The sequence below is a fragment of the Pseudomonas sp. CIP-10 genome (assembly GCF_020911845.1).
Taxonomy (GTDB): domain Bacteria; phylum Pseudomonadota; class Gammaproteobacteria; order Pseudomonadales; family Pseudomonadaceae; genus Aquipseudomonas; species Aquipseudomonas alloputida.
Genome location: NZ_CP087160.1, coordinates 2,378,008 through 2,401,125 on the forward strand (window position 1 = coordinate 2,378,008; position 23,118 = coordinate 2,401,125).

The window sequence follows — 23,118 nt, forward strand, 5'->3', positions numbered from 1 at the left end:
TGAATGAGTTTTGAAACGCGTGGTGAACCTGTGGGTTTACCCGCAAAAGGGCCGGCTCTGAACAATGCGCGAAATCAGCCTCGACCGCCTCCGCACATTGGTGGTCATCACCGACCTGGGCTCCTTTGCCGAGGCCGCCCGCCAGCTTAACCTGGCGCCGCCCACCATCAGCTTGCACGTGGCCGAGTTGGAGGCGCGTATCGGCGCCCCGTTGCTCACCCGCACCCGCGGCCAGGTGCGGCCTACCGTCATCGGTGAAACACTGCTGGGGCGTGCCCGACGCCTGCTGGCGGACGCTGACTTGGCGCTGGACGAAGTACGCCGGCAGGTCGAAGGGTTGACCGGGCGTGTGCGGCTGGGCGCCTCCACCGGTGCCATCGCCCATTTGCTGCCGCAGGCGCTGGCGCGCCTGCGTGTGGAGCACCCGGGGATCGATGTGCAGGTCCAGGTGCTGACCTCCCAGGCGTCGCTCGCGCGCTTGCGTGAGGGCACACTGGATATCGGCCTTGTGGCCTTGCCGCAGGTGGCCGGCAAAGGGCTGACGGTTACCCCCTGGCGGCGCGACCCGATCCTGGCGTATGTGCCGGCCGACTGGCAGCCACCGGCCAGTATCACCCCGGCCTGGCTGGCGCAACGGGCGTTGATTCTCAACGACAGCACCACCCAGCTGTCGCGGGTTACCGGCGAGTGGTTTGCAGCGGCGGGGTTGTACCCCGAACCGCGGATCGAGCTGAACTACAACGATGCGATCAAAAGCCTGGTCGGCGCCGGGTATGGAGCGACCTTGTTGCCGCAGGAGGGGGAGGCGACCGAACTGGACCGGCGCATTGCCCGCCGACCGCTGCGGCCGGGGTTGTGGCGGCAGCTGGGTATTGCTTGTCGGGAAGAGCAGGTGGAGCGGGCCACGGGGTATGTGCTGGAGGCGCTGGAGCGGTTGCTGTAGGGGCGATTGCGCTGCGGCAAGACCTGTGGCAGGTACGCACGTTCCAGCCCCGACGCCTTGCCAAACTCAGAACCAGCGATCGTTCTTCTTGCGCCCACGGGTCAGTGCCGGCAGGATCAGCCCCGCCAGCAAGCCTGCACCGGCAATGCTGCCGCCATACACCATGTAGCGCATCATCACCTGCTTGTTCTCATCCCCCAGGCGGGCCTGGGTATCGCGCAGGTCCGACTGGCTCTGATCGAGCTGCTCGTTCAGTGCCTTGTTGCGTGCCTCCAACTCGTCAATCAGCTGCTTGCGCGAATCAAGCGTTTCCTGCATGCCCTGTACGCGGTTCTTCCAGCTGTCGTCGATGGTCTTCAACTGCCCGGTCAGTTCGGTGACCTGGGCATCGAGCAACGGCAGGCGCTCGTTCTGCCCGGGCACTGCCTGCAGGTCGTTGCTGAGGATCCACACCACATCGCCGTTCTGCCCGCGCACCTGGCTGTAATTGCCCTGGCTGCCGAGCAGGGTCAGCTTCTGCCCGGACTTGAGCGTGCCGACAATGCGGTGCCCGTCGGTCGGGCCGCTGCGCACGTAGGTGCTCAGGCTGTCACTGACCCAGCGTGCGTCGCTGGCAGGCTCTTCGGCGTGCACGGGGGCGGCCAGGCCCACCAGGGCGGCAATCAGGCCGATGCGCAGGGCAGGGAGGGCGGAAGCATTTGGGCGGGAATCGGGCATGTTGGGTCTTCGCTGAAACAGGACAAAAAGTAGGCCCGGTGACTGGGCCGATGAACCGGTCGGTGAGTTGACCGTCAGCGAAAGACCGTTTTTTTGTCAGCAGGTTCACTGCCTAGTGTCGGAAATGTCTGCAGAATGTTGCAGTGCCCGCCCCAGAGCGCTGCGTTGCCGATGACGCAATTGTAATGCGCCGATCACCTTGGCGTTATCTGCCGGCCGTCAATCTTGGCCCGCCGACATAACAACAAATGCGACGTTCAAGGAGCATCGGATGACGTGCAGATCACCCCTGACACTGGCTGCTTGCCTGGCGCTGGCCGGCGTTGGCAGCCAGGTTGTTGCTGCAGAAAAAAGTGCGGACGGCTTCATGGAGGGCAGCACCCTCAGCGTGCTTAACCGCAACTTCTACTTCAACCGCGATAATCGCGATTCTGTGGCCCCCACACACAACCCGAGCAAACAACCTGACAACGGCTACTCCGAGGCCTGGGGGCATGCCGTGATTACCCGATTCGAGTCGGGCTTCACCCAGGGCACCGTAGGTGTTGGCCTGGATGCGTTTGCCATGCTTGGCCTCAAGCTCGACACTGGCGGCGGCCGCAACGGCGGGCGCAGTTCTTTCGACGTATTGCCGGTTGACCGCGACGGCCAGGCACGTGACGAATACACCAAGGTGGGGGCGCGGCCAAGCTACGACTGTTCGACACGGTACTGAAGGTGGGGGATGTGTTCCCGGCCAACCCGGTGGTGGCGGCTGGCGACTCGCGGCTGCTGCCGGAAAGCTTCCGTGGGGTGACCCTGGAGAACACCAGCATCAAGGACCTTACCCTGCAAGCCGGGCGTCTGCATGCCATGAGCCAGCCGATGTCCAGCGACCTGCGGGAGAACTTCGTGACCTTCTATGGCGGCCCGGTCGATTCGCCCTGGATCGCCTATGGTGGGGGGGATTACAGGCTCAATGAGCATGTCAGCGTCAGCCTGTTCAGTAGCCGGCTCAAGGACGCGTGGAACCAGTACTACGCCGGCACCAGCCTGAGCTGGCCACTGAGCGAGGCGCTGGCGCTGATTGGCGGTTTCAACTATTACAAGGCTGTGGATGAAGGGCAGCAGCGCCTGGGCGCCTTTGACAACGACATCTGGAGCGCCAAGCTGGGTGTGCGCTTTGGTGCTCACACCCTGGCCCTGACGCACCAGCGCAACAACGGAGACGACGACTTCGACTACCTGCGTCAGTCCGACTCGATCTTCCTCGACAACTCCATCCAGTACAGCGACTTCAACGCGCCCAAGGAGCGTTCGTGGATGCTGCGTTATGACCTGAACATGGCTGCCTACGGCGTACCCGGGTTGTCGTTCATGACACGCTACGGCAAGGGTACCGATGCTGACTACTCCAATGCCAACGCCACCTACATGCGCCGTGACGTTGCGGGCAACCCGCTGACCGACCAGAAACGCTGGGAGCGTGACATCGAGGTGAAGTATGTGGTGCAGACGGGCGCGGCCAAGGACCTGTCGTTGCGGGTTCGCCAGGCCACCACCCGGGCCACGGCGTTCGAGTCGGACCTGGACGAAGTGCGGCTGATCGTGGAGTACCCGTTGTCGATTCTGTGATTCCACCTTGGCAACCTTGTTGCTCCTTTGGTTTGGGTGGATTTTCTGGCGCTCCGCTTGGGGCGCTTTTTTTATCGGCTTGATCGCCTATCAAACCTGCATTTGCATCAGGTTTTCAGGTGCTACCGGTACGCCGGGGCTATGGGGCTAGACTCAAGGCTCACCTTCGATCGTGGAGCAAGACCATGACTGCCAAGAACACCGTCTGCCTGTGGTATGACCACGCTGCCGAAGAGGCGGCGAACTTCTATGCCCGAACTTTCCCCGATAGCCGGGTGGTCGCTGTGCACCAGGCACCCGCCGATTACCCTTCAGGCAAGCAGGGCGATGTGATCACCGTGGAATTCACGGTAATGGGTATCCCGTGCGTGGGGCTCAATGGTGGATCGGCCTTCAAGCACTGTGAGGCATTTTCGTTCCAGGTCAGTACCGTGGACCAGGCAGAGACCGACCGCTTGTGGGAGGCCATTGTCGGCAACGACGGCGAGGCCAGCGTTTGCGGCTGGTGCAAGGACAAATGGGGGATTTCGTGGCAGATCACTCCACGCATCCTCATCGAAGCCATCGGCCACCCCGACCGTGCGGCGGCCAAGCGTGCGTTCGAGGCCATGATGCAGATGGGCAAGATTGATGTGGCGAAGATAGCGGCGGCGTTGAAAGGTTGAAGCGGGTCTGTGTTTCAGCAGGCGCGGCCTCGAATCGCGAACGGGCTGCGTGGCAGCCCGTGGTTTTCGGGTTGGCGCCGTCAGTTGCTGGTTACTTCGGCCTCTGCCGCTGTCTTGGCCGATGCCTTCTTCTCCTGCACCACAATGTAGAACTCCTCCCCATGCTTCACCGCCCCATACAGTACGGCCTTCTCGATCAGCTCGTTGCCGCGCAGGTGGCGCAGCATCATCGGGTCCTTGCGCAGGTCGCGGTACAGCGCCAGGCATAGCAGCACCATCACCACCACGAATGGCAAGGCCACGACGATGGTCAGGTTCTGCAGCCCGGTCAGCGCCTCGCCAGGGTTGCCTGGGTCGCCGATCGCCAGCATGATCGCCGCCACCGTACCAGTCAGCGTCCCCCAGAAAATCACTGTGCGTCGCGATGGCGCGGTGGTGCCGTGTTCCGACAGCGTGCCCATCACCAGCGAAGCGGCGTCGGCGCCCGAAACAAAAAAGATGCCCACCAGGATCATCACCAGCACCGAGGTTGCCGAGGCCAGCGGGTAGCTGTCCAGCAACTGGTACAGCGCGTGATTACTGTTGACCGCCCCGTTGGCCAGCTGGAAGGCGCCCTCGCGCACGGCCTCGATGGCGGCGCCACCGAAGATGGTGAACCACACCAGGCTGACCAGGCTTGGCACCAGCAGCACCCCGGTAACGAACTGTCGAATGGTGCGACCGCGGCTGATGCGGGCGATGAACATGCCCACGAAAGGCGTCCAGGAGATCCACCAGGCCCAGTAGAACACGGTCCAGCCGGCCAGCCAGCTGTTCATCTGCTCGCCGCCGCTGGCGTTGGTGCGGGCCATCATTTCCGGCAGCATCTTGATGTAGATGCCGAGTGAGGTCGGCAGCAGGTTGAGCATCAGCAGCGTCGGCCCGACCATGAACACGAACACCGCCAGCACCAGTGCCAGCACCATGTTGGTGTTGGACAGCCACTGGATACCCTTGCCGATGCCCGACACCGCCGAGGTTACGAAGGCAATGGTCAGCAGGGTGATGATCGAGATGTAGAACAGTTTACCGGGGCTTTCGATCCAGCCGTTGTATTCCAGGCCGCCGGCAATCTGCAGCGCCCCAAGGCCCAGCGAGGCGGCCGAGCCGAATAGCGTGGCGAAGATTGCCATCATGTCGATCAGGCGGCCGAGAGGGCCGTTTGCGTGCTTGCCGATCAGGGGTCGGAAGGCGGCGGAAATCAGCTGCGAGCGGCCACGGCGGAAGGTGCCGTAGGCGATTACCAGGCCGACGATGGCGTACATGGCCCAAGGGTGCAGGGTCCAGTGGAACAAGGTGGTGGCCATTGCCACCTGCATCGCTTCGCTGGTCTGCCCGCTGGCCGAGCCGGGCGGCGGCGATATGTAGTGCGACAGCGGCTCGGCCACGCCGAAGAACATCAGGCCGATGCCCATACCGGCGCTGAACATCATTGCTACCCAGGACACCGTGCGAAATTCTGGCTGTTCGCCATCACGGCCCAGCGGCACTCGCCCGTAACGGCTGGCGGCCAGCCACAGCACGAACACCACGAACAGGGAGGAGGTGAGTACGAAGAACCAGCCGAAATTGAGAATGACCCAGGATTGCGCGCTGGAGGCGCTGCTGGCCAGGCTGACCTGGTTGAGGAAGCCCCAGAGCACGAAGGCGATGGCCAGAAGGCTGGTGAAACCAAAGACAATCCAGTCAAGCTTACCCTCGAAATGCCGGTCCTGGCGGGCTTCTGCGGTTTTCGAGGGGTCTGTGACGCCAAGATCGAGTGTTTCGGGGATGTGTTCCTTTGCCATGTATGATGAGGCCCCATTGTGTCTGCCTGAGCGCGCAGGCTTGTTGTTGTGTGGGCTGCCGAGCGCGATGACAGCCTCGGCGGGGTGGATTGCTGGCGGGATTATCCTGCGCAGCAAATGGCGGCTCATGTCCCCATAACGTCCTGGGGCGTCCATTACGCGACTTGGCAAATACTTTTAGTTCTGGGGGCAGTGGCCCTTTCTGCCTCGGCTTCTGGTACCCTGATGGGCATAACCCGGGCCCGCACATACGAGCATCGTAGAAGCGCTGCTGCTTGTGGGCCTGGCCGCACCAGGAAACGGAGATTCGTCATAATGGCCACTGACCGTGTGAGCCTGATTCATTTCGATAAATTGAGCATGAGCCCTGCCGCTGCCGATCGGTTCCAGAAAGCCCTCGACGCGCTGGAAGCGCTCAAGCTGCAGGACCGTTACGTGTATCTCATCGCTCCCTATCTAGGTGATATCGCTGACGCCTCCGACGCCGAGCAACTGGCCACAGCCCTCGAGCAGGGCTTGCGCGTAGTCGAAGAGTTGCTGGCAGCCAGGTCGGTAACCAAGGTCAAGGCCGAGGAAGTGCGCCATGTGTTCCACAGCGCAGGCGAACGTGCGCGAGCAGAGCTGCCTGGCTGAGCAGTGGCATGGCCAAAGACGTCGACAACCCCTGCGTCTCGTTATGCCAGCTCAACAGCGAACTGTGCGTGAGCTGCGGCCGTACCCGTGAAGAAATCCGCAAGTGGCGGGGCATGAAGCGGCCCGAGAAAATGGCCACTGTGCAGCGGGCGGCGACGCGAATGAAGGCTATCGCCAAAAAGGCGGCCAAGCGGCAGAATGCCAGCTGAACCTGCGTGCAATTCACGCAGCCTTTCCTGATTGTCTGTCGAGCCTGAAATGGATTCTCACTCGCTGTTCGCGTTCACCCTGGTCGCCGCCATCGCGATCGCCAGCCCCGGCCCTGCCACCTTGATGGCTATCAACAACAGCCTTGCCCATGGCCAGCGCAGCGCGATCTGGTCGTCGCTGGGCAATGGCACGGGCCTGTTCTGTTTGTCGGCTGCGGCCATGCTGGGGCTAGGCGCACTGCTGGCCAGTTCTGAAGTACTGTTCAATGCCGTGAAGATACTGGGCGCGGGCTACCTGTTCTACCTGGGCGCGCGACAACTGCTGAAGAAGAGCCCGATGCTGGAGCAGGGGGCCGCAGAGCGTGCGGCCAAGGTGCGACCCACGCCGCTGAAACTGTTCAAATCGGCCTTCCTCACTGCAGTCACCAACCCCAAGGCGACCATGTTCTTTACTGCGCTGTTCCCGCAGTTCATCGACCAGGGCGCTGCGCTGTTGCCGCAGTTCCTGACCTTGACCGGGATTTTCGTGGCCTTGTCGCTCACTTCGCTGAGCGCGTATGCCGCCCTGGCTGCGCGGGCCAAAGGGGTGTTGACCCGGCCGTCGCTGTCGCGCTGGGTGAACCGGGTGGTGGGCACCACCTTCATCGGTTTCGGCGCGGCGATCCTGGCGATGCGACGGCAGGGTGCCTGAAAAACCCACGTTGTCGCCTGCCGTGCAGGCCCTTACTGTCTGTCCTTCGGCAGATTTTTCAACTGGACGATGAAAGGCTCGTCTGCGGGTTGCTGATGGTCCAGACTGTCCACAGCGCGCAGATGATAGCTGCAGGCGACCACAGTGGGTGGCAGCCTTTGGCTATCACGCCGGGTCGCCGGGTGTTTCATGTGCCGAGGGTCGTAGATGATCGAGCGTTGCTTTCGCCACGTCTTGCTCCTGGTGTGCCTGTCACTGCTGCCCCTGGCTGCGGTGGCGGATGATGCATGCTTACGGCTGACCGCCACAGGTAACCCGGAATACCCCCCCTACCTGTGGCGCGACCCGCTAAACCCTCAACGATTGATCGGTGCCAATGCCGACCTGCTCAAATACGTGGGCAAGCAGTTGGGGCTGGACATAGAGGTGGTTTACGCCGGGCCGTGGTCGCGAGCCCAGGAAGCCGTGCGCACTGGGCGGATCGACTTGATGGCCGGGTATTTCCTGACCGAGGCGCGCCGGCAGCATGTGGACTTCATCGCCCCGCCATTTTTGCGCACCCCCAGCGTCATCTGGGTGCGCCAGGACAATGCTTTTGCCTACCAGCAATGGGCCGACCTCAAAGGCCGCAAGGGTGGCACTCTGGTCAACAACAGCCACGGCCAGCAGTTCGATGAATACGCCCAGGCCAATCTCACCCTCGAAGCGGTGCCCAGTGCCAGGCAGGCGTTCGAGAAGCTGATGCACAAGCGCAGCGATTATGTGGTGTACGAGCAGTATCCTGGCATGGCGCTGGCACGCACATTGGGCATCGCAGCCACTGTGCAGGTGTTGCAGCCACCGGTGTCCAGCGAAGGGTTGTACCTGGCAATCTCACGTGAGTCGCCCTGCAACCGGCCACCGCTGCGTGAGGCGCTGGCGCGGGAGATGGCGAAGATCGTTGGCGGGGCCTTGCCCGAACAGTGGTTGAAACAGAATCTGGAGCGGTGGCAGTGACAGAGTGGCTCATGTGCTGCGCGGTCTTTGTTGGGGGCAGCCTCGCGTCGGTACATGTGCCACTCCAATTCAACGCATATGCAAGATGATAGGACTGCTGCTGGCCGGGTCGGTATGCCCACGCAGCTTGCCTACCGCCTGCGCATCCACCGCACCACCCTGGTTGCCCCAGGCCGTACGCACAAAGCTGAGCACGTCGGCAATCTCCTGATCACTCAGCTGTTCGCGCAAAGCCGGCATGCGATAGGCGTCCGGCACCCCTGCAGCCACCACCCGCTGCGAACCATTGAGCGTGATATTGATTGCCGAGGCGCTCTCCTTGGCCAGTGCCGAGGTTGCCCCTGCCAAGGGCGGCATCCATTCGGCCTGGCCCTTGCCGTCCAGACCGTGGCATGACGCACAGCGTGTCACGTAGGTGCGCGCTCCTGGGCTGTCCGGCCGTGTGGCTAGCGATTCGGCCTGGTATTGCCAGGGTGCTCCGTCACGTTGAGGGTCGCCGGGCAGCGACTTCAGGTAATGGGCGATGGCGGCCAGGTCGTCGTCACGCATGAATTGCGTGGAGTTGTTGAACGCCTCGGTCATCGAACCATATACCACTGCATGCCGGTTGCGCCCGGTCTTCAGGAACTGCGCGATCTCGGCCTCGCTCCAGCGCCCCAGCCCGGTGTTGTGGTCGGCACGCAGGCTGGGTGCATACCAGCCGTCGAGCAGTGCGCCGGACAGGAACGGCTTGCCGCTGTCATCCAGCGCCTTTTCATTGAAGGCCAGGCCGCGTGGCGTATGGCAACTGCCGCAGTGTCCGGGGCCCTGGACGATATAGGCGCCACGGTTCCACTGTGCATCCTGCCCGGCCTTGGCGGTGTATGGTGTGGTGGCGGCGAACAGGCCGTTCCATAAGGCGATGGGCCAGCGCAGGTTCAGCGGCCAGGGGATGTCGCTGGCCAGGTTGGCCTGCCGCGCCGGTTGCACGCCGTGCATGAAGAATGCATACAGCGCCTTGACATCATCATCGCTGAGCTTGGCGTAGGACGGGTAAGGCATAGCCGGGTACAGGCGTCGGCCACCCGGCGCGACACCCTGGCGCACGGCGCGGTCGAAGTCAGCCAGGGTATAGTTACCGATACCGCTGTCGCGGTCGGGGGTGATGTTGGTGGCGTGGATTGCCCCCAGCGGGGTGGCCATTTCCAGCCCGCCGGCGAACGGTTTGCCATCCGGCAGGCTATGGCAGGCCACGCAGTCACTGAGCCGGGCTACGTATTCGCCTCGGCTGACCAGCGCCGGGTCGGCAGCAGTGGCCTGTGCATCGGCAAACGGCGATGTGGGTTCACGGGTGACATACCAGGCCAGCAGGCCCACCGCGACCAGGCACGGCAGCGCCAGCCAGCCAGCGGTTCTTGCGAAACGATGGGTCATGAGGCGTCCCTTGTGCGATCAGCTGAAGGTGTGGCGGCTCAATGGCAAACTGCGCACGCGCTGGCCAGTGAGCTGCGCGACCGCATTGGCCACGGCCGGGGCCACGGCGGGCAGCGGTGGTTCGCCGATGCCGCCCATCTTCGCCCCGCTTTCGATGATGCGCACATGCACCCGGGCCATGCGCGAAGGCGGCAGGATCGGGTACAGGTCATAATTGCGTGCGCGCGGCTTGCCATCCACGTACACCGCTTCTTCCACCAGCGTCTGCGACAGGCCCAGGGCGACGGCGCCGTTGACCTGATGCTCGATGATCGCCGGGTTGACGATGCTGCCTGGGTCGATGGCTTGCCAGATGTCGTGCACCCTGACCTGGCCGTTGTCGATGGAAACCTCGGCAATGACCGCAGCCTCCGAGCCGAACGGTGAGGCCATGGCCACGCCGCGTGCGCGCTTGCTGCCGTCCTCGGCGGTGAACGGTCCGCGCTTCCAGCCGCCGGACAAGTCGGCCACTGCGTTCAGCAGGTTGGTCAGTCTCGGGTTGTCGCGCAGCAGGTGCAGGCGCAGTTCAAACGGGTCCTTGCCACCTCTGTCAGCCAGTTCGTCCAGGAATGATTCGTAGAAGAAGTCGTTCAGCGAGTTACCTACCGAGCGCCAGTAACCGAGCATGGCCGGGCCTTTGACATAGATCTGGGCAATGCGCTTGTTGGCGATGGCGTAGGACTTGCCTGACAGCCCCTCAAGCGCGGTCGGGTCGATCTTCTCCCCTTGTTTTCCAGCAAGGGCCTCGGTTGGGCCCTCGGTGGCGCTTACCGCTTCGAGCGCCACTGGCATACCGTCTGCGTCCAGCCCGGCGCGGAACTTCACCACTGCGACGGGGCGCAGTACATCGCGCAAAAACTCCTCCTCGCGGCTCCAGATAAGCTTCACCGGCCGGCCAACCGCTTTGGCCAGGGCAATGGCCTGCGGGTAGGGGTTGGCAGAGTCGTACAGGAAGTGGCGGCCAAAGAAGCCGCCCAGCAGCGGCGAGTGCAGGTTGATTTGTGCAGGCTCCAGGCCGGTGCGTCTGGCAATGTCGTCACGGAACATGTCCGGGGCCTGGTTGGGCAACCAGACGTCGAGGCTGCCGTCCGGGTTGAAGCGGGCGAGGGCGGACGGTGGCTCCAGCTGGGCATGGTTCAGGTACTGGTTGTGGTAGCTGGCCTCGACCTGGGTCTTGGCGTTGGCCAAGGCGCCGGCAATATCCCCTTCGTTCTCTTCATCACGGGACGGCCCTTGCACCGTCGCGAGGTGTTCGCGCCAGGCGTCGCTGGAAAAATCGGCCGGCATCGGGCGCACTTTGCTGTCGGCGGCCGGTTCTTTCCAGTCCACCTGCATCGCCTCCACTGCACGCTTGGCGTGCCACCAGCGCTCGGCGACCACGGCCACGGCGCCTGGCAGCTGATGCACAGAATGTACGCCTTTCATGGCCTTGACCTGGTCTTCGTTGCGCAGGCTGCCAACCGTCATGCCCAGGCGCGGCGCATGCTGCACGGCCGCGTGGAGCATGCCGTCGACTTTGATGTCGATGCAGTACTGGGCCTTTCCGGTGGACTTGTCGTAGGCATCCAGGCGGCGTACGGGCTTTCCAATCCAGCGAAACTGGCTGGGGTCGCGCAGCTTGACGCTGGCCGGGTCGGGCACCGGCAGGTCCATGGCGCGACCGGCCAGCTCACCGTAGGGTACGGAACGTCCGGTCGTGGTATGTACTACGTTACCCGGTGTGGTAGAAAGCTCATCGACCGGTACACCCAGGTGTTCGGCGCCCGCCTGCAGCAGCATGCCCCGGGCGAGCGCGCCCAGACGGCGCATGGTGGGGTAACTCATGCGCACCGACATGCTGCCACCGGTGATGCGCATGCCGTTCTCCATCACCACGTAGGCTTCGCCCGGTGGTGCGCTATCGACCACGAAATGGGCCGGGTCGACATCCAGCTCTTCACCCACAATCTGCGCCATGGCGGTGAAAGGGCCTTGCCCGCCCTCCATGAAGGGGCTCAGCAGGCGCACCGTGCCGTCCGGGCGAATCTCCAGAAATGCAGGCACCTGGGTGCCGCGTTCCGCAGTTGCCGCAGCGGCGGCTGCTGCCTGCACGCGGGCCGAGCCCATGGGCAGGCCGAAACCTAGCACCAGGGCACCGACTGCGGTGCCGGCAAGAAAGCGCCGACGTGACAGGTTGACCGTTTCGCCCCGCTGCAGCCTGAGCAGTTCGACGGGTGTATCGACTGGCGTGTTCATCAGGCTTGCTCCCCCTGGGCCAGGTCATGCACGGCGGCATGGATGGCGTTGTAGGTGCCGCAACGGCACAGGTTGACCATGGCTGCATCGATCTGCGCATCGCTGGGTTTGGGCGTGTGCTTGAGCAGCGCCGTGGCTGCCATGACCTGGCCAGACTGGCAATAGCCGCATTGAGCCACCTGGTGCTCGACCCAGGCGGCGACCACCCGTTTGCCGACGGGGTCGGCTTCGATCGCCTCGATGGTGGTGACCTCACGCCCCACCACACCGGCCACCGGGGTAACGCAGGCGCGCACCACATTGCCGTCCACCAGCACCGAACAGGCGCCGCACTGGGCCAAGCCGCAGCCATACTTGGTGCCGGTCAGCCCCAGGTCATCGCGGATTACCCACAGCAGGGGCGTGTCGGCGTCCGCCTCGACCTGATAGGTCTTCTGGTTGATGCGTAGTTCCATGGTTTCACCTGCCCGTCACGGTTGTTGTCGCTGTGTTTTATCTGCATGGGGAATACGTTGTCCCCCGGTGCAGAAACGCTAGCACAGCAGGATGACCGCTGGTCTGGTGGCGGGGTGGCTTCAGAGGATCAGGCAAGTAATCCGGCGGAATACGCAAGCCAGCTTCGAAAAATCAAGCCTGCAGTCGGCGTTGAACAGGACTTGCGCAACGAAAACCCGGATAATGCCGGCCAATTTCGTTTTGCACGCTTAAATCACGGTAATCCCGCATGGAAATCAAGGTCAATTTTCTCGACAATCTCCGTCTCGAAGCCAAATTCGATGACTTCACGGTGATCGCCGACCAACCTATCCGCTACAAAGGCGATGGTTCGGCCCCCGGCCCGTTCGACTATTTCCTGGCGTCTTCGGCCTTGTGCGCGGCTTACTTCGTCAAGCTGTACTGCCAGACCCGCGATATCCCCACCGAAAACATCCGCCTGTCGCAGAACAACATCGTCGACCCGGAAAACCGCTACAACCAGATCTTCAAGATCCAGGTCGAACTGCCCGAAGACATCTCCGACAAGGACCGTCAAGGCATCCTGCGCTCCATCGACCGCTGCACGGTAAAAAAGGTGGTGCAGACCGGCCCTGAGTTCGTGATCGAAGTGGTCGACAACCTCGATGCCGATGCCCAGGGGTTGCTGATGCCGGTGTCGGACACCAGCACCTATATCCCCGGCAAGGACCTGCCGCTGGAGCAGACCATTGCCAACATGTCGGGCATCCTCGCCGGGTTGGGGATGAAGATCGAGATCGCCTCGTGGCGCAACATTGTGCCCAACGTCTGGTCGCTGCACGTACGCGATGCGCAGTCACCCATGTGCTTTACCAACGGTAAAGGCGCCACCAAGGAGGCTGCGCTGGCCTCGGCGCTGGGCGAGTTCATCGAGCGCCTCAACTGCAACTTCTTCTACAACGACCAGTTCTGGGGCGAAGACCTGGCCAACGCCCCGTTCGTGCACTACCCGAACGAGCAGTGGTTCAAGCCGGGCCCGCGCGACGCGTTGCCGGCCGAGATCCTCGATGAGCACTGCCTGGCGATCTACAACCCTGACGGGGAGCTGCGTGGTTCGCACCTGTATGACACCAACTCGGGTAACACGGCGCGGGGCATCTGTTCGCTGCCGTTCGTGCGCCAGTCCGACCAGCAGGTGGTGTACTTCCCGTCCAACCTGATCGAAAACCTGTTCCTCAGCAATGGCATGAGCGCGGGCAACACCTTGGCCGAGGCGCAGGTGCAGTGCCTGTCGGAAATCTTCGAGCGCGCGGTGAAGCGCGAAATCCTCGAGGGCGAGTTGTGCCTGCCGGACGTGCCGCAAGAGGTGCTGGCCAAATACCCGGCGATCCTCGCTGGCATCCAGGGCCTGGAAGAGCAAGGCTTCCCGGTGCTGGTCAAGGATGCGTCGCTGGGGGGCGAGTTCCCGGTCATGTGCGTGACCTTGATGAACCCGCGCACGGGTGGCGTGTTTGCCTCGTTCGGTGCCCACCCGAGCCTGGAAGTGGCGCTGGAGCGCAGCCTCACCGAGCTGCTGCAGGGCCGCAGCTTCGAAGGCCTGAACGACCTGCCGCAACCCACCTTCGAAAGCCACGCGCTGACCGAGCCGAACAACTTCGTCGAGCATTTCATCGACTCCAGCGGCGTGGTGTCGTGGCGCTTCTTCAGCGCCAAGGCCGACTTCGAATTCGTCGAGTGGGACTTCTCCGGGCACGGCGAGGACTCCAACCAGCAGGAGGCCGCGACCCTGTTCGGCATCCTCGAAGACCTGGGCAAGGAAGTGTACATGGCGGTGTACGACAACCTTGGCGCCACCGCGTGCCGCATCCTGGTGCCGGGCTATTCGGAAATCTACCCGGTCGAGGACCTGATCTGGGACAACACCAACCGCGCCTTGTCGTTCCGTGCCGACATCCTCAACCTGCACAGCCTCGACAGCCGCTCGCTGAAGCTGCTGCTCAAGCGCCTGGACAATTGCGATGTGGATGACTACACCACCATCACCACGCTGATCGGCGTGGAGTTCGATGAAAACACAGTGTGGGGCCAACTGACCATTCTGGAGCTGAAGCTGCTGATTTGCCTGGCGGTACAGCGTTTTGAGGACGCCAAGGAACTGGTCGAGGCATTCTTGCAGTTCAACGACAACACCGTAGACCGCGGCCTGTTCTACCAGGCGCTGAACGTGGTGCTGGAAGTGCAGTTGGATGACGAACTGGAGATGGATGACTACGAAGCCAACTTCCGCCGTATGTTCGGCAATGCGCGCATGGACGCGGTATTGGGTTCGGTGGACGGCAGTGTGCGCTTCCATGGCCTGACCCCGACCAGCATGAAGCTCGAAGGCCTTGATCGCCACCTGCGCCTGATCGACAGCTACAAGAAACTGCACGCGGCCCGGGCCAAGTTCGCCTGACAGGCGCTGCGCCCAATCATCGCCGGCAAGCCAACGCCACAGGTATTGCACCGCTCTTGAGATTTGTGCCGAACCTGTGGACGCTGGGTTGCCTGCGATAAGTCAGGCGCCGTCCTACGGCCCTTTGATCTGGGCGCCATCCTCATTCTGTCTTGCCGCGTTGCCATCCAGGCGCTTAGCGTTCTCTACCTATCCACTTCAGGTCGTGACTATTCAGGCTTAGCAGCCCCCCCTTCGAAAGCCTCCGCCGGTGGTGGCGCTGCACGGACATTGAAAAGCTTGCAGACACAGTACCAACAGAGGGCGACGGTCAGGTTGTAGGGAAACAGCACGGCCCAGAACGGCAATTGCCAGTTCTTTTTGCCCTGCATTTCACCGGGCTCACCGGTTCGCCAAGGGGCGTAGTGGCGCCAGGCTTCTGCCGGGGTCAGGCAGATGGCGTGCAGTGGCTTGTGCCACCAGTTGGGTTCACCGGGCGGGGGGAGTTTGTCCGGGCCGTGATCCATGAAGTGGCGCAGGTATTCCCACACTTCGGCGACATGTTTGACGCCGGGTTCGGTGGGTTCGTTGCTGTCGACCCAGAGGCAGTCTTTTTGATGCAGGCTGCCGTCTTCGCGGCGGGGGGCGAAGGCGAGGGCATAGCTGGTGCTGAAGGATGAACCGCCGTATTCGGTGCGTTTGAAGATGCCACCTCCGGTGTTACTCCATTCAAACACAAATACCTTGCTCAAACGTTGGTAGTAGATTTTTTGGGTTGATCGGTTGAGGCAGATGGTTGATAAGCCCTTTATAAAGAAAATTCGATAAGCTAGGAAAGGAGTGAAAACGAAGGGGGTTATTAATAATAAAAGCATCAATAAAATGTCTTCGTTGTAAAGTTTCGAGATGTTAGGGGGTAGATAAGGGTAAGTGCCTATCAGCAGTGTGATCGTCATTGCGCAGTATAGTTTCCCCATAAACACGGAATCTGTTATCCATGGGTTTCTCAGGCACAAGGTATTCTTGGATACGTTTGCCAACTGCCCTCCAATTGCAGGGGCGTGTCCGGAGTATGACGTTGAATTGAATATCCAGATGGTTGCCATGATCAGTGCTCCAGACGAAAAAATGACAGGGTCTCAGCCATGGCCGGGAAGTCGCCGGTGCCTGGCACGTTGGTGTAGTGCACCGTCAGGATGGGGACGCGTGAACTGCAGACAGGGCCTGGAGGTAGCGCTGCTGACGGAGGTGTCGCTCATGTACGCTTCCCTTTTTTGGTTGAATGCGCTGGGGCCTCCTCAAATGCTTCGGGAGGCGGTGGCGCTGCTCGGACGTTGAACAGGCGGCAGATGCCATACCAGCAGAGGGCGACGGAGAGGTTGTAGGGAAACAGCACGGCCCAGAACGGCAATTGCCAGTTCTTTTTGCCCTGCATTTCACCGGGCTCGCCGGTTCGCCAGGGGGCATAGTGGCGCCAGGCTTCTGCCGGGGTCAGGCAGATGGCGTGCAGTGGCTTGTGCCACCAGTTGGGTTCACCGGGCGGGGGGAGTTTGTCCGGGCCGTGGTCCATGAAGTGGCGGAGGTATTCCCACACTTCGGCCACATGCTTGACGCCGGGTTCGGTGGGTTCGTTGCTGTCGACCCACAGGCAGTCTTTTTGGTGAAGGCTGCCGTCTTCCCGGCGGGGGGCGAAGGCGAGGGCATAGCTGGTGGTGAAGGAGGAACCACTGAATTCTGTGCGACTGAAAAGACCGCCTGCGACTTGGCTCCAGTCAAATATTATGAGTTTTTTGAATCGCTTATAGTAGATTTTCTTTGTGTGTCGATTTAAATATATGTTCGATAAGTTTTTTATGAGAAGTATTCTGTAGGCTAAGAATGGGGTAAAAATAAAGGGGAGTGAGATCAGGATGGCAATGAAAATGTCGCCGCCGTTGATTGAGTAATCTATATTTTCGTTAATGAGATTGTAGCATGAGAATATCCAGGTAAATAGAAACATGGCTGTGTAGATTTTTCCCATGAATACAGAGTCGGACACCCAAGGGTTTCGCAGGCATAAGTGTGAACTGGTTGTTTGAATAAGTTGTCCGGAAATTTTTGGCTTGAGTCCTGAATTGTGGGCTTGATTAAAAAACCAGATAGTCGCCATAGGTTTAGCGTTCCAGATGAATAGTGGTAGTAGAAGGGGTGTCGTCATCCAGTCCTTGGTTGGCATAGTAATTAATCGTTAGCGTGGCAGACCTGATTTGTCTAGCATCAGTTTTGTAATGAAGTAATAAGCCTGCTGGGGTGATATGGCAGTCAGGGGTTATTTGGAGTGGGGTTGTCTGCCTGTCGAGATTCTGGCTCACTAAGCTCCCTGACCATTCGCTTTGACCTAATACGAATTCTGGTAAAAGTATAGTTAGCTCGAGTGTTGCGTTTTGTTTAATGACCTGTGTATGGATAATTGTTGCCCAGTCAGGTGTTGGCCATTTGTTATTTATATCCAAATGTGTCGTTAGGGCGCCTAAGCCGAGCTGCTCAGAATACGGTGCCAACAATGCTTTCGGTGAGAGAAACTCAATCTGCCATGACTTGATTTCTTCGTGGATGTGGCGAAAGGGTGGCAATTTTTTATCAAAGTCTAACTCTATATTCTCCCGTATTTCTCCATCATTTTCCCTTGTCCCGAATATGCTTCTGCTGGCCCATAATTCTAAAGGGCTGTGAAGGCGGGAGTGTGCTTTTGAGTAGAGGAATAGTCCTCCACCGATCAAAGTTGCTCCGATCAAGGCGATTCCAGCTGCTGTCCAGCCTGCAAAAGGAATGAGGACTGTCGTGCCCGCGATGGCAAGGCTTCCTTCTAGAACAAGAATCGAACCTAAAGCAGTAGTCGCGCTGGCGGCCGCTGTATATAAGCCTGAAATAAGATTGCCGTTCTGCCATTGACGTACTGCCTTAAAAATATCTGAGGAAAACCCAATTATTATCGCCGGGTAGCCTGATGCCCGCGCGAAAAGATTACTCGTCAGAAAGTTGATGATGCCGTTACCAAAGGCCATGCCTGGCGCCGTTGAGATCCACTTCAACATCATGGCCTTTTGCGTCGCCCGCACGCTGACCAATGTCGCCGCCGCTGCACCGATCACCCCGAAAACAGATGAAGCGAACCCCATGGTGTATTCCGGTGCGTCGCTCTTTTGCAGGCTGTTGTAAGCCGTCTTGAGCGATAAGATGTTGAACCACAGCATCCCCGCGTTTAAACCGCCACCACCGCCGGAGGTGAGCAACCCCAGAAAGTAGGGTTTCACCCGCGCAGTGGTGGTCAGCTCGATGGACACCGTGCGGCTACCCGAAATGCGCAACGCTTTCATCTCTTCAACCTGCGCCATGCCGCTCTTCAAATACCGCTGCACCTCCTGGCTAAAGGGATTTTCCGTAATGGCCTGTTCGGTGATTCGATAGCGCGCCGCCAACAACCCCAGCGCTTTCTCGGCATTGGCCTCGCGCGCTGCCAGCAACACTTGCTGGCGCAGGCCATGGCTGGCATCCCAACGGGTCTGGCCACGCAGGCGCTTGAGCACCACGGTATTGACCGACTGGGCGGTGAGGTCGGTGATGTCCGCCATGGCCGGGAAGCGACCGGCCAGTCCTTCGATCACGTTGTCGCTGGCGCCGAACATGGCGCCGATCGAATCGGCTTTGTCCTTGAACGGGTTGAACGGCGCCAAGGCGGTGTAAAGCGGGCTGTCGTGCTGGTCCAGCCATTGCTCCAGGCGTTTGAAGCGTCGGTCATGATCTTCGGTGCCAGGTGTCGGCTGGCCCATCGGGTGGATCAGCAAGGCCAGTGAGATTTCCAGACCGCGGGCGGAGGTGCGTTCGTCGCGGTCGTAACAGGCCAGTGCCGCAGCCAGGCTGTAGGGGTTATCAATGTGTTGGGGTTCGGCCGTCGCCAGCCAGGCGTCATGATCGTTGCTGGCTTGCAAGGCCAGGGTGCGCAGGGCGGCAATCCGCCGTTCCAGCGCGTCGCGTTCGGCGAGGAAGCGCCGGTATTTGTCGACATCGAGGCGCTGTGCCAGGCGCGCGCCATTGGGGGAGTAATCTTCATGGGTGAGGGCCTGGAAATGGGACTCGGCCGGCGACAGGGCAGGCCCCCGGCGTGACGTGCCCAGCCTGAACGCGGCCAGTTCCGGTGAAGGTGCATCCGCCGGGTACAGGCTTTCCAGCGTCTTGTTCAGCAGCATGGCGACCAGGTTGCGATGGTGAAAGTCGCGGCTCTGTGGGCTGAGCTGTTCGGCATCCAGCCGGTAGCATGCCGGCACGCGCTCCTGCTCGGGAGGTTGGGCGGGTCTTGTGTGCTCCAGTTGCTCGGCCGGCATCAGGTCACGCAGTTGATGCTGGTAGGCCGAGACCGACAGGCTCAGGTCCAGGGCCATGCCTTCGGCGTCGGCGAGCGCCACCACCACTGGCACTTTCGGCTGGGTCCAGGGGTAGTGGCGGGCGATGGCATTGAGGTTGCCGATGGGCAAGGTTTCGGTGACCGGGTCGCTGCTCCAGGTCAGCGGCATGCGCCGCTCGGTTGGCTTGAAGTCTTCGACCCAGGTTTGCAGGGCACTGACCGGCAACACATGGGGCTGGGTGGACGGCGCCGGGTTGCCGCTGACCAGCTCGGCCATGTCCAGCTGGCGCATGTGCCGTTTGCGCAGGGCTGCCGAACCGGTGATACGGGCGGTGATGGCGTTGGTCCACAGGTGCGGGCTGTAGCCGATCCACACTTCCTTGGCCGTGTCCTGGCAGGTGTCGGCCCACACCCAGCCCGTGCTCTGGCCGGACAGGTAGCGCTCACGGCGGTGGTAGTCCTCCAGCCCTTGGTAGCGCATCTCCTTGTAGAGGCCCGCGCCGACGTGCTCATGAATGACCAGCTTTTCGCCCAGAGGGCCTTTCATGAACACGTAGACATAGCCTGGGCGCACAGCGCGGAGGGTGTAGGCCGAGTGCTGCAGCGGGGCAAAGCCTTGTTCCAGGTTGAAGCCTGCATCGGCATAGCGGCAGGCGGGGGCGTCGCCGGTGCGGGGTACGATGGCGTAGCGCACTGGCAGGATGGGCACGCGTGCGCTGCAGGCAGGGCCGGAGGTGGCGCGGCTGACGGAGGCGTTAGTCATGGGCAGGCGCCTTGCTTTCGACCAGTGCCTGGAGCTCGCGAAGGCGGGCCTGGGGCGACTCTTCGAGGTTGGTGTAGATTTTTCCCGCCTTGTCATTGCTCATCAGCCACATGTGCCCGGCTATCAGCCGAATGAATTGGCCCGCAACTTCCTCGCTCCGGAAATTGAGGGCTGTCAGTTGCGGCAGGAGTGTTTCTATCCATAGGCGTATGTCCGCCAAGGTATGGTTGGCATGGGGCGGCATGGCCAAGACCTCATGCGCCAATGAGAGGACGAAGTGCTCGTGCATGCCTGCTTGCAGCTGATCAAGTTCAAGCGGGTGGAGGGTCAAAGGCAGTTCTGATCTTGAGCGGGCAGCAATCGGCTTGTTTTCGTGTGTTTTCCACTCATGAGCCGGCCCCCAGTTGACTCGCCATGCCAACCGAGACACTGGGCCAAGCCAGACCTTGCGATGGTTGTCGTCCAGCGCATTCAGCCAGGCTGCAAGATGGTCCGGTGTGACATGGTGAGTGGCAACGCTCTGATCAGGGAGTACGACCTGCACCAGGCTGGTGAAGTGGTCTGCCAGCGCTGCCAGGCCAACCTCGGCATCCAGCGCGATAGCTCCACCGATAGGCATCCAGGTCGTGATTGCATGGGCAAGCAGCTCGTGAGCGTCTGCAACGTCCACCAGCAAAGGCCCAAACTCATGACGGTCATCCAGGGCGCTGTTCTTCCATAACCATGCCTTTTGAGTATTCCGGCTGACAGCGTTGATAAGCTCGAGTACCGATGGGGCATAAGCAGGAACCAGTTCACCTTCCTGCGGGATGGGCCGATAGGCCCAGTACTCGATTGCCCTGGTCATGAGCAGCAGAAAGCGGCAGTTGTGAGCAAAGTCTTCGCTGCGCGGAGCAGGTGATGGCGTTGTAGTCATTGGCCTGGCCCTCGGATACAGCGGCAATCGGGCAGGGGGCAGGTACCATCAGGGCGGCGCCCACACAAGCGCTCCAGAGGCTTGCCGGTGTTCGGTGCACTGCTGATGGAAAAGGGGCTTGTCGTCCCATTTGCCGACTTGAGCATCTGGCCGGTGATGCGAATCGTCGGGCTGTCCAGGGTGATGCCCGTTTCGTCGATTCGAATGGAGCCACCAGGGCCTTGGATGACCACGGCTTCCGAGGCTCGAAGTTCATAACGGCGTGTACGTCTGCGGATATCCCCACGGGCTTCCAGCTCGGCATGCCCTTCGACCCGTTGCTCGAAGTTGCCACCGATACGGGTGTGGTGATTGGCGGCGATCTGGTCGTGACGGTGATTGCCGATGTTTTCGACACGGTCCTTGGCGATCCTGATCGTGTGGTTTCTGCCGATGTCGAGCGCGGCGTCCTGCCCGATGGTGATGTGCTCGTCATTGCCAACCGTTTCCGTACGGTCGTGGCCGATCAGGATCGATTCGTCGTGATCGACCTGCTCTTTGCGGTCATTGCCGACCTGCGTAGTCTCATCGTGCTTGACCACATTGTTCTGGTCCCTCTGGGCATGAATGAACACTTCCTCCTGGCCCAGTTCGTCCTCGAAGCGCAGCTCGTTGAAGCCATCGCCCTTGTGGGTCTGGCTCTTGATGGTCATGCGGGTCTTGTGACGGGGAAGGTCGTACGGTGGCAGCTGGTTACCGCAGTAAGTACGGCCGGTGATCATCGGCTGGTCGGGGTCGCCGTTGACGTAGTGGATGATCACGTCCTGGCCAATCCGTGGGATGGCCATCGAGCCCCAGCTGCCGCCGGCCCAGCCTTGGGATACGCGTACCCAGCAGGAACTGAACGCGTTGTCCTGGCTTTCTCTGTCCCAGGGGAAGCTGACCTTGACCCGGCCCCATTCGTCGCAGTAGATCTCTTCACCGGGCGGCCCCACCACGGTGGCCATGTGCGGGCCGTCAACGCGTGGTTTGGGCAACGGGGCTGGGCGCCACTCGGCTCTGCCTGGCACCAGTACCGCCTTTTGCTCGTAACGTGTGCCCTGGTCGGCCCCGGCAGCTTCTTCCTGCAGGCTGGTGAACTGGCTGCCTTCGTGGCGAACCGTGCTGACCCGCCAATGCACATTCAGGTCTTCGCGCGGGTGGCCTGTCAGGGTGAAGCTCAGGCCTGGTTGCAAGCGCACATCGTCGCCTTGCACTTGGGCAATACGCACGTCATGGCGCAAGCCGGTGATGCGGTTTTCGGTGAACGGCTTGCCAACGGCATCGCGTTTGTAACGGCCGGGGTAGTCGAAGCACTCATAGTCCGTGGACTGGTGCTCAAGATACGGGCCCGAGGCCCTGTGTTCCTGACGATAGGCCGGGTGGGTGAAGGTGTAGTCGCGTTGAACCTGCCGTGCAGTACGCACCTGTTCGCTGTAGCGCAAGCGCCGTAGGCACGGTTGAGGCTGGTCGCCGCCGTGGTTGGAATGGTACAGCACGGTGTCTGGGGCTGACGGTTCACGCTCACGGTAGAAGCCTTCGGCGTCGTCCTCGTGTTTGATGACACCGTGACTTATCAGACCGAGTGACTGCAGTCTGTCGGTGATGATCAGCTTATGGCGTTTTTCATTGTGCTCGAAGCGGTAGACAAAGCCTTCTTCGGCCGCCAGGCGGGCGATGAAGTCGAGGTCGGTTTCGCCGGCCTGAACGCAGAATTCGCGCACCTGGTGGTCCAGGCTGGCGCGTAGTGCGTACTGGTCGATGCCCTGGCGCTTGAGCATCAGTTCAAGAATTTGCGGCACGGTCTTCTGCTGGAAGATGCGCCAGTTCGAACGCAGGCTGGCACGGGCCAGCTGTGGCTCGATCAGCGCGTCATAGTAGGTGCGGTAGAAGCCACTTTCCGCTTGGCTGAAACGACTGACCAGACCGTGCACGTAGCGTACTGGGCGTCCGCCTTCCCAGATGGTGAAGAGCACCGGTTTGTCGAGCAGGTGGCCGAAGTCGATATCGTTCTCGAAGCTGATCAATTTCAGCTCCAGTTCGAAGGGTGTGCTGATCCCTTCTCGTAGTTCGAACGACACCACTTCGAACTCAGCGTTGCCAACGAGTGCCTCAAAGCTGTAGCGCAAATCAGATTGGCTAGGCATAAAAGATCCTTGTCCGCCG

17 protein-coding genes and 1 pseudogene are annotated in these 23,118 nt (G+C 61.2%); 8 read left to right on the forward strand and 10 right to left on the reverse strand.

The window, feature by feature from the left end; translation table 11 throughout:
* The first annotated feature begins 64 nt into the window (after positions 1-64).
* On the forward strand, positions 65-943 hold the full coding sequence (locus LMH93_RS10800) for a LysR family transcriptional regulator (RefSeq protein ID WP_185279481.1): 879 nt from the start codon (positions 65-67) through the stop codon (positions 941-943).
* Between the two features lie 66 nt (positions 944-1,009).
* Here the strand turns inward: LMH93_RS10800 and LMH93_RS10805 are convergent, their stop codons facing one another.
* Positions 1,010-1,660 (reverse strand): TIGR04211 family SH3 domain-containing protein, encoded by a 651-nt coding sequence (locus LMH93_RS10805; RefSeq protein ID WP_010954473.1) that lies wholly within the window; start codon positions 1,658-1,660, stop codon positions 1,010-1,012.
* A 271-nt stretch (positions 1,661-1,931) separates the two neighbouring features.
* Here LMH93_RS10805 and LMH93_RS10810 point away from each other — a divergent pair.
* Together LMH93_RS10810 and LMH93_RS10815 are read left to right on the forward strand one after the other, a co-directional pair.
* Positions 1,932-3,274 (forward strand): annotated as a pseudogene (locus LMH93_RS10810) (OprD family porin).
* Positions 3,275-3,459: 185 nt separating this feature from the next.
* Positions 3,460-3,939 (forward strand): VOC family protein, encoded by a 480-nt coding sequence (locus LMH93_RS10815; protein ID WP_003256035.1) that lies wholly within the window; start codon positions 3,460-3,462, stop codon positions 3,937-3,939.
* Positions 3,940-4,019: 80 nt separating this feature from the next.
* Here LMH93_RS10815 and LMH93_RS10820 read toward each other — a convergent pair whose 3' ends face one another.
* A complete protein-coding gene (locus tag LMH93_RS10820; protein WP_003256034.1) occupies positions 4,020-5,765 on the reverse strand; it encodes a BCCT family transporter in 1,746 nt (581 codons plus the stop codon).
* 315 nt (positions 5,766-6,080) lie between these two features.
* On the opposite strand from LMH93_RS10820, the gene LMH93_RS10825 reads away from it, so the two are divergent.
* The 4 genes from LMH93_RS10825 to LMH93_RS10840 all read left to right on the forward strand — a co-directional run bounded on the left by LMH93_RS10825 (position 6,081) and on the right by LMH93_RS10840 (position 8,294).
* Entirely contained in the window at positions 6,081-6,398 is a 318-nt protein-coding gene (locus tag LMH93_RS10825; RefSeq protein ID WP_019751103.1) for a hypothetical protein, read from the forward strand.
* An 8-nt stretch (positions 6,399-6,406) separates the two neighbouring features.
* Positions 6,407-6,607, forward strand: a complete 201-nt coding sequence (locus LMH93_RS10830) for a DUF1289 domain-containing protein (RefSeq protein WP_185279478.1) — start codon at positions 6,407-6,409, stop codon at positions 6,605-6,607.
* Positions 6,608-6,656: 49 nt separating this feature from the next.
* The gene (locus LMH93_RS10835; RefSeq protein WP_019751104.1) at positions 6,657-7,298 is read left to right on the forward strand and encodes a LysE family translocator; all 642 of its coding nucleotides are present in this window, start codon (positions 6,657-6,659) and stop codon (positions 7,296-7,298) included.
* Positions 7,299-7,505: 207 nt separating this feature from the next.
* Positions 7,506-8,294 (forward strand): substrate-binding periplasmic protein, encoded by a 789-nt coding sequence (locus LMH93_RS10840; protein WP_003256028.1) that lies wholly within the window; start codon positions 7,506-7,508, stop codon positions 8,292-8,294.
* Positions 8,295-8,363: 69 nt separating this feature from the next.
* Here LMH93_RS10840 and LMH93_RS10845 read toward each other — a convergent pair whose 3' ends face one another.
* From LMH93_RS10845 to LMH93_RS10855, 3 genes are read right to left on the reverse strand one after another with little or no spacing between them, the layout of a single operon-like run.
* Positions 8,364-9,707: a c-type cytochrome gene (locus tag LMH93_RS10845; protein WP_185279476.1), complete on the reverse strand. Its 1,344-nt coding sequence runs from the start codon at positions 9,705-9,707 to the stop codon at positions 8,364-8,366.
* Positions 9,708-9,725: 18 nt separating this feature from the next.
* Positions 9,726-11,981 (reverse strand): xanthine dehydrogenase family protein molybdopterin-binding subunit, encoded by a 2,256-nt coding sequence (locus tag LMH93_RS10850; RefSeq protein WP_230065143.1) that lies wholly within the window; start codon positions 11,979-11,981, stop codon positions 9,726-9,728.
* Entirely contained in the window at positions 11,981-12,436 is a 456-nt protein-coding gene (locus LMH93_RS10855; protein WP_003256023.1) for a (2Fe-2S)-binding protein, read from the reverse strand. The genes LMH93_RS10850 and LMH93_RS10855 overlap by 1 nt, the downstream gene beginning before the upstream one ends.
* Positions 12,437-12,705: 269 nt before the next feature.
* Between LMH93_RS10855 and LMH93_RS10860 the strand changes: the two genes are divergently transcribed.
* A complete protein-coding gene (locus LMH93_RS10860; protein ID WP_003256021.1) occupies positions 12,706-14,892 on the forward strand; it encodes an OsmC domain/YcaO domain-containing protein in 2,187 nt (728 codons plus the stop codon).
* A gap of 209 nt (positions 14,893-15,101) precedes the next feature.
* On the opposite strand, the gene LMH93_RS10865 is transcribed toward LMH93_RS10860, so the two are convergent.
* From LMH93_RS10865 to LMH93_RS10885, 5 genes are all read right to left on the reverse strand, one after another.
* A complete protein-coding gene (locus tag LMH93_RS10865) occupies positions 15,102-15,977 on the reverse strand; it encodes a DUF6708 domain-containing protein (protein WP_230065144.1) in 876 nt (291 codons plus the stop codon).
* Between the two features lie 149 nt (positions 15,978-16,126).
* Positions 16,127-17,023 (reverse strand): DUF6708 domain-containing protein, encoded by an 897-nt coding sequence (locus LMH93_RS10870; protein WP_230065145.1) that lies wholly within the window; start codon positions 17,021-17,023, stop codon positions 16,127-16,129.
* Positions 17,024-17,027: 4 nt separating this feature from the next.
* Complete coding sequence (locus LMH93_RS10875) at positions 17,028-20,018, reverse strand: T6SS effector BTH_I2691 family protein (RefSeq protein ID WP_185279474.1); 2,991 nt, start codon at positions 20,016-20,018, stop codon at positions 17,028-17,030.
* Entirely contained in the window at positions 20,011-20,934 is a 924-nt protein-coding gene (locus LMH93_RS10880) for a DUF4123 domain-containing protein (protein WP_012052027.1), read from the reverse strand. The genes LMH93_RS10875 and LMH93_RS10880 overlap by 8 nt, the downstream gene beginning before the upstream one ends.
* Positions 20,931-23,099: a type VI secretion system Vgr family protein gene (locus LMH93_RS10885; protein WP_230065146.1), complete on the reverse strand. Its 2,169-nt coding sequence runs from the start codon at positions 23,097-23,099 to the stop codon at positions 20,931-20,933. The genes LMH93_RS10880 and LMH93_RS10885 overlap by 4 nt, the downstream gene beginning before the upstream one ends.
* Positions 23,100-23,118: the final 19 nt, after the last annotated feature.

Coding starts and splice junctions, on each gene's coding strand:
- LMH93_RS10825 (WP_019751103.1), top strand. CDS start 6,081: ATGGCCACTGACCGTGTGAGCCTGATTCATTTCGATAAATTGAGCATG.
- LMH93_RS10845 (WP_185279476.1), bottom strand. CDS start 9,707: ATGACCCATCGTTTCGCAAGAACCGCTGGCTGGCTGGCGCTGCCGTGC.
- LMH93_RS10835 (WP_019751104.1), top strand. CDS start 6,657: ATGGATTCTCACTCGCTGTTCGCGTTCACCCTGGTCGCCGCCATCGCG.
- LMH93_RS10855 (WP_003256023.1), bottom strand. CDS start 12,436: ATGGAACTACGCATCAACCAGAAGACCTATCAGGTCGAGGCGGACGCC.
- LMH93_RS10885 (WP_230065146.1), bottom strand. CDS start 23,099: ATGCCTAGCCAATCTGATTTGCGCTACAGCTTTGAGGCACTCGTTGGC.
- LMH93_RS10850 (WP_230065143.1), bottom strand. CDS start 11,981: ATGAACACGCCAGTCGATACACCCGTCGAACTGCTCAGGCTGCAGCGG.
- LMH93_RS10880 (WP_012052027.1), bottom strand. CDS start 20,934: ATGACTACAACGCCATCACCTGCTCCGCGCAGCGAAGACTTTGCTCAC.
- LMH93_RS10875 (WP_185279474.1), bottom strand. CDS start 20,018: ATGACTAACGCCTCCGTCAGCCGCGCCACCTCCGGCCCTGCCTGCAGC.
- LMH93_RS10870 (WP_230065145.1), bottom strand. CDS start 17,023: ATGGCGACTATCTGGTTTTTTAATCAAGCCCACAATTCAGGACTCAAG.
- LMH93_RS10820 (WP_003256034.1), bottom strand. CDS start 5,765: ATGGCAAAGGAACACATCCCCGAAACACTCGATCTTGGCGTCACAGAC.
- LMH93_RS10860 (WP_003256021.1), top strand. CDS start 12,706: ATGGAAATCAAGGTCAATTTTCTCGACAATCTCCGTCTCGAAGCCAAA.
- LMH93_RS10805 (WP_010954473.1), bottom strand. CDS start 1,660: ATGCCCGATTCCCGCCCAAATGCTTCCGCCCTCCCTGCCCTGCGCATC.
- LMH93_RS10865 (WP_230065144.1), bottom strand. CDS start 15,977: ATGGCAACCATCTGGATATTCAATTCAACGTCATACTCCGGACACGCC.
- LMH93_RS10840 (WP_003256028.1), top strand. CDS start 7,506: ATGATCGAGCGTTGCTTTCGCCACGTCTTGCTCCTGGTGTGCCTGTCA.
- LMH93_RS10815 (WP_003256035.1), top strand. CDS start 3,460: ATGACTGCCAAGAACACCGTCTGCCTGTGGTATGACCACGCTGCCGAA.
- LMH93_RS10830 (WP_185279478.1), top strand. CDS start 6,407: ATGGCCAAAGACGTCGACAACCCCTGCGTCTCGTTATGCCAGCTCAAC.
- LMH93_RS10800 (WP_185279481.1), top strand. CDS start 65: ATGCGCGAAATCAGCCTCGACCGCCTCCGCACATTGGTGGTCATCACC.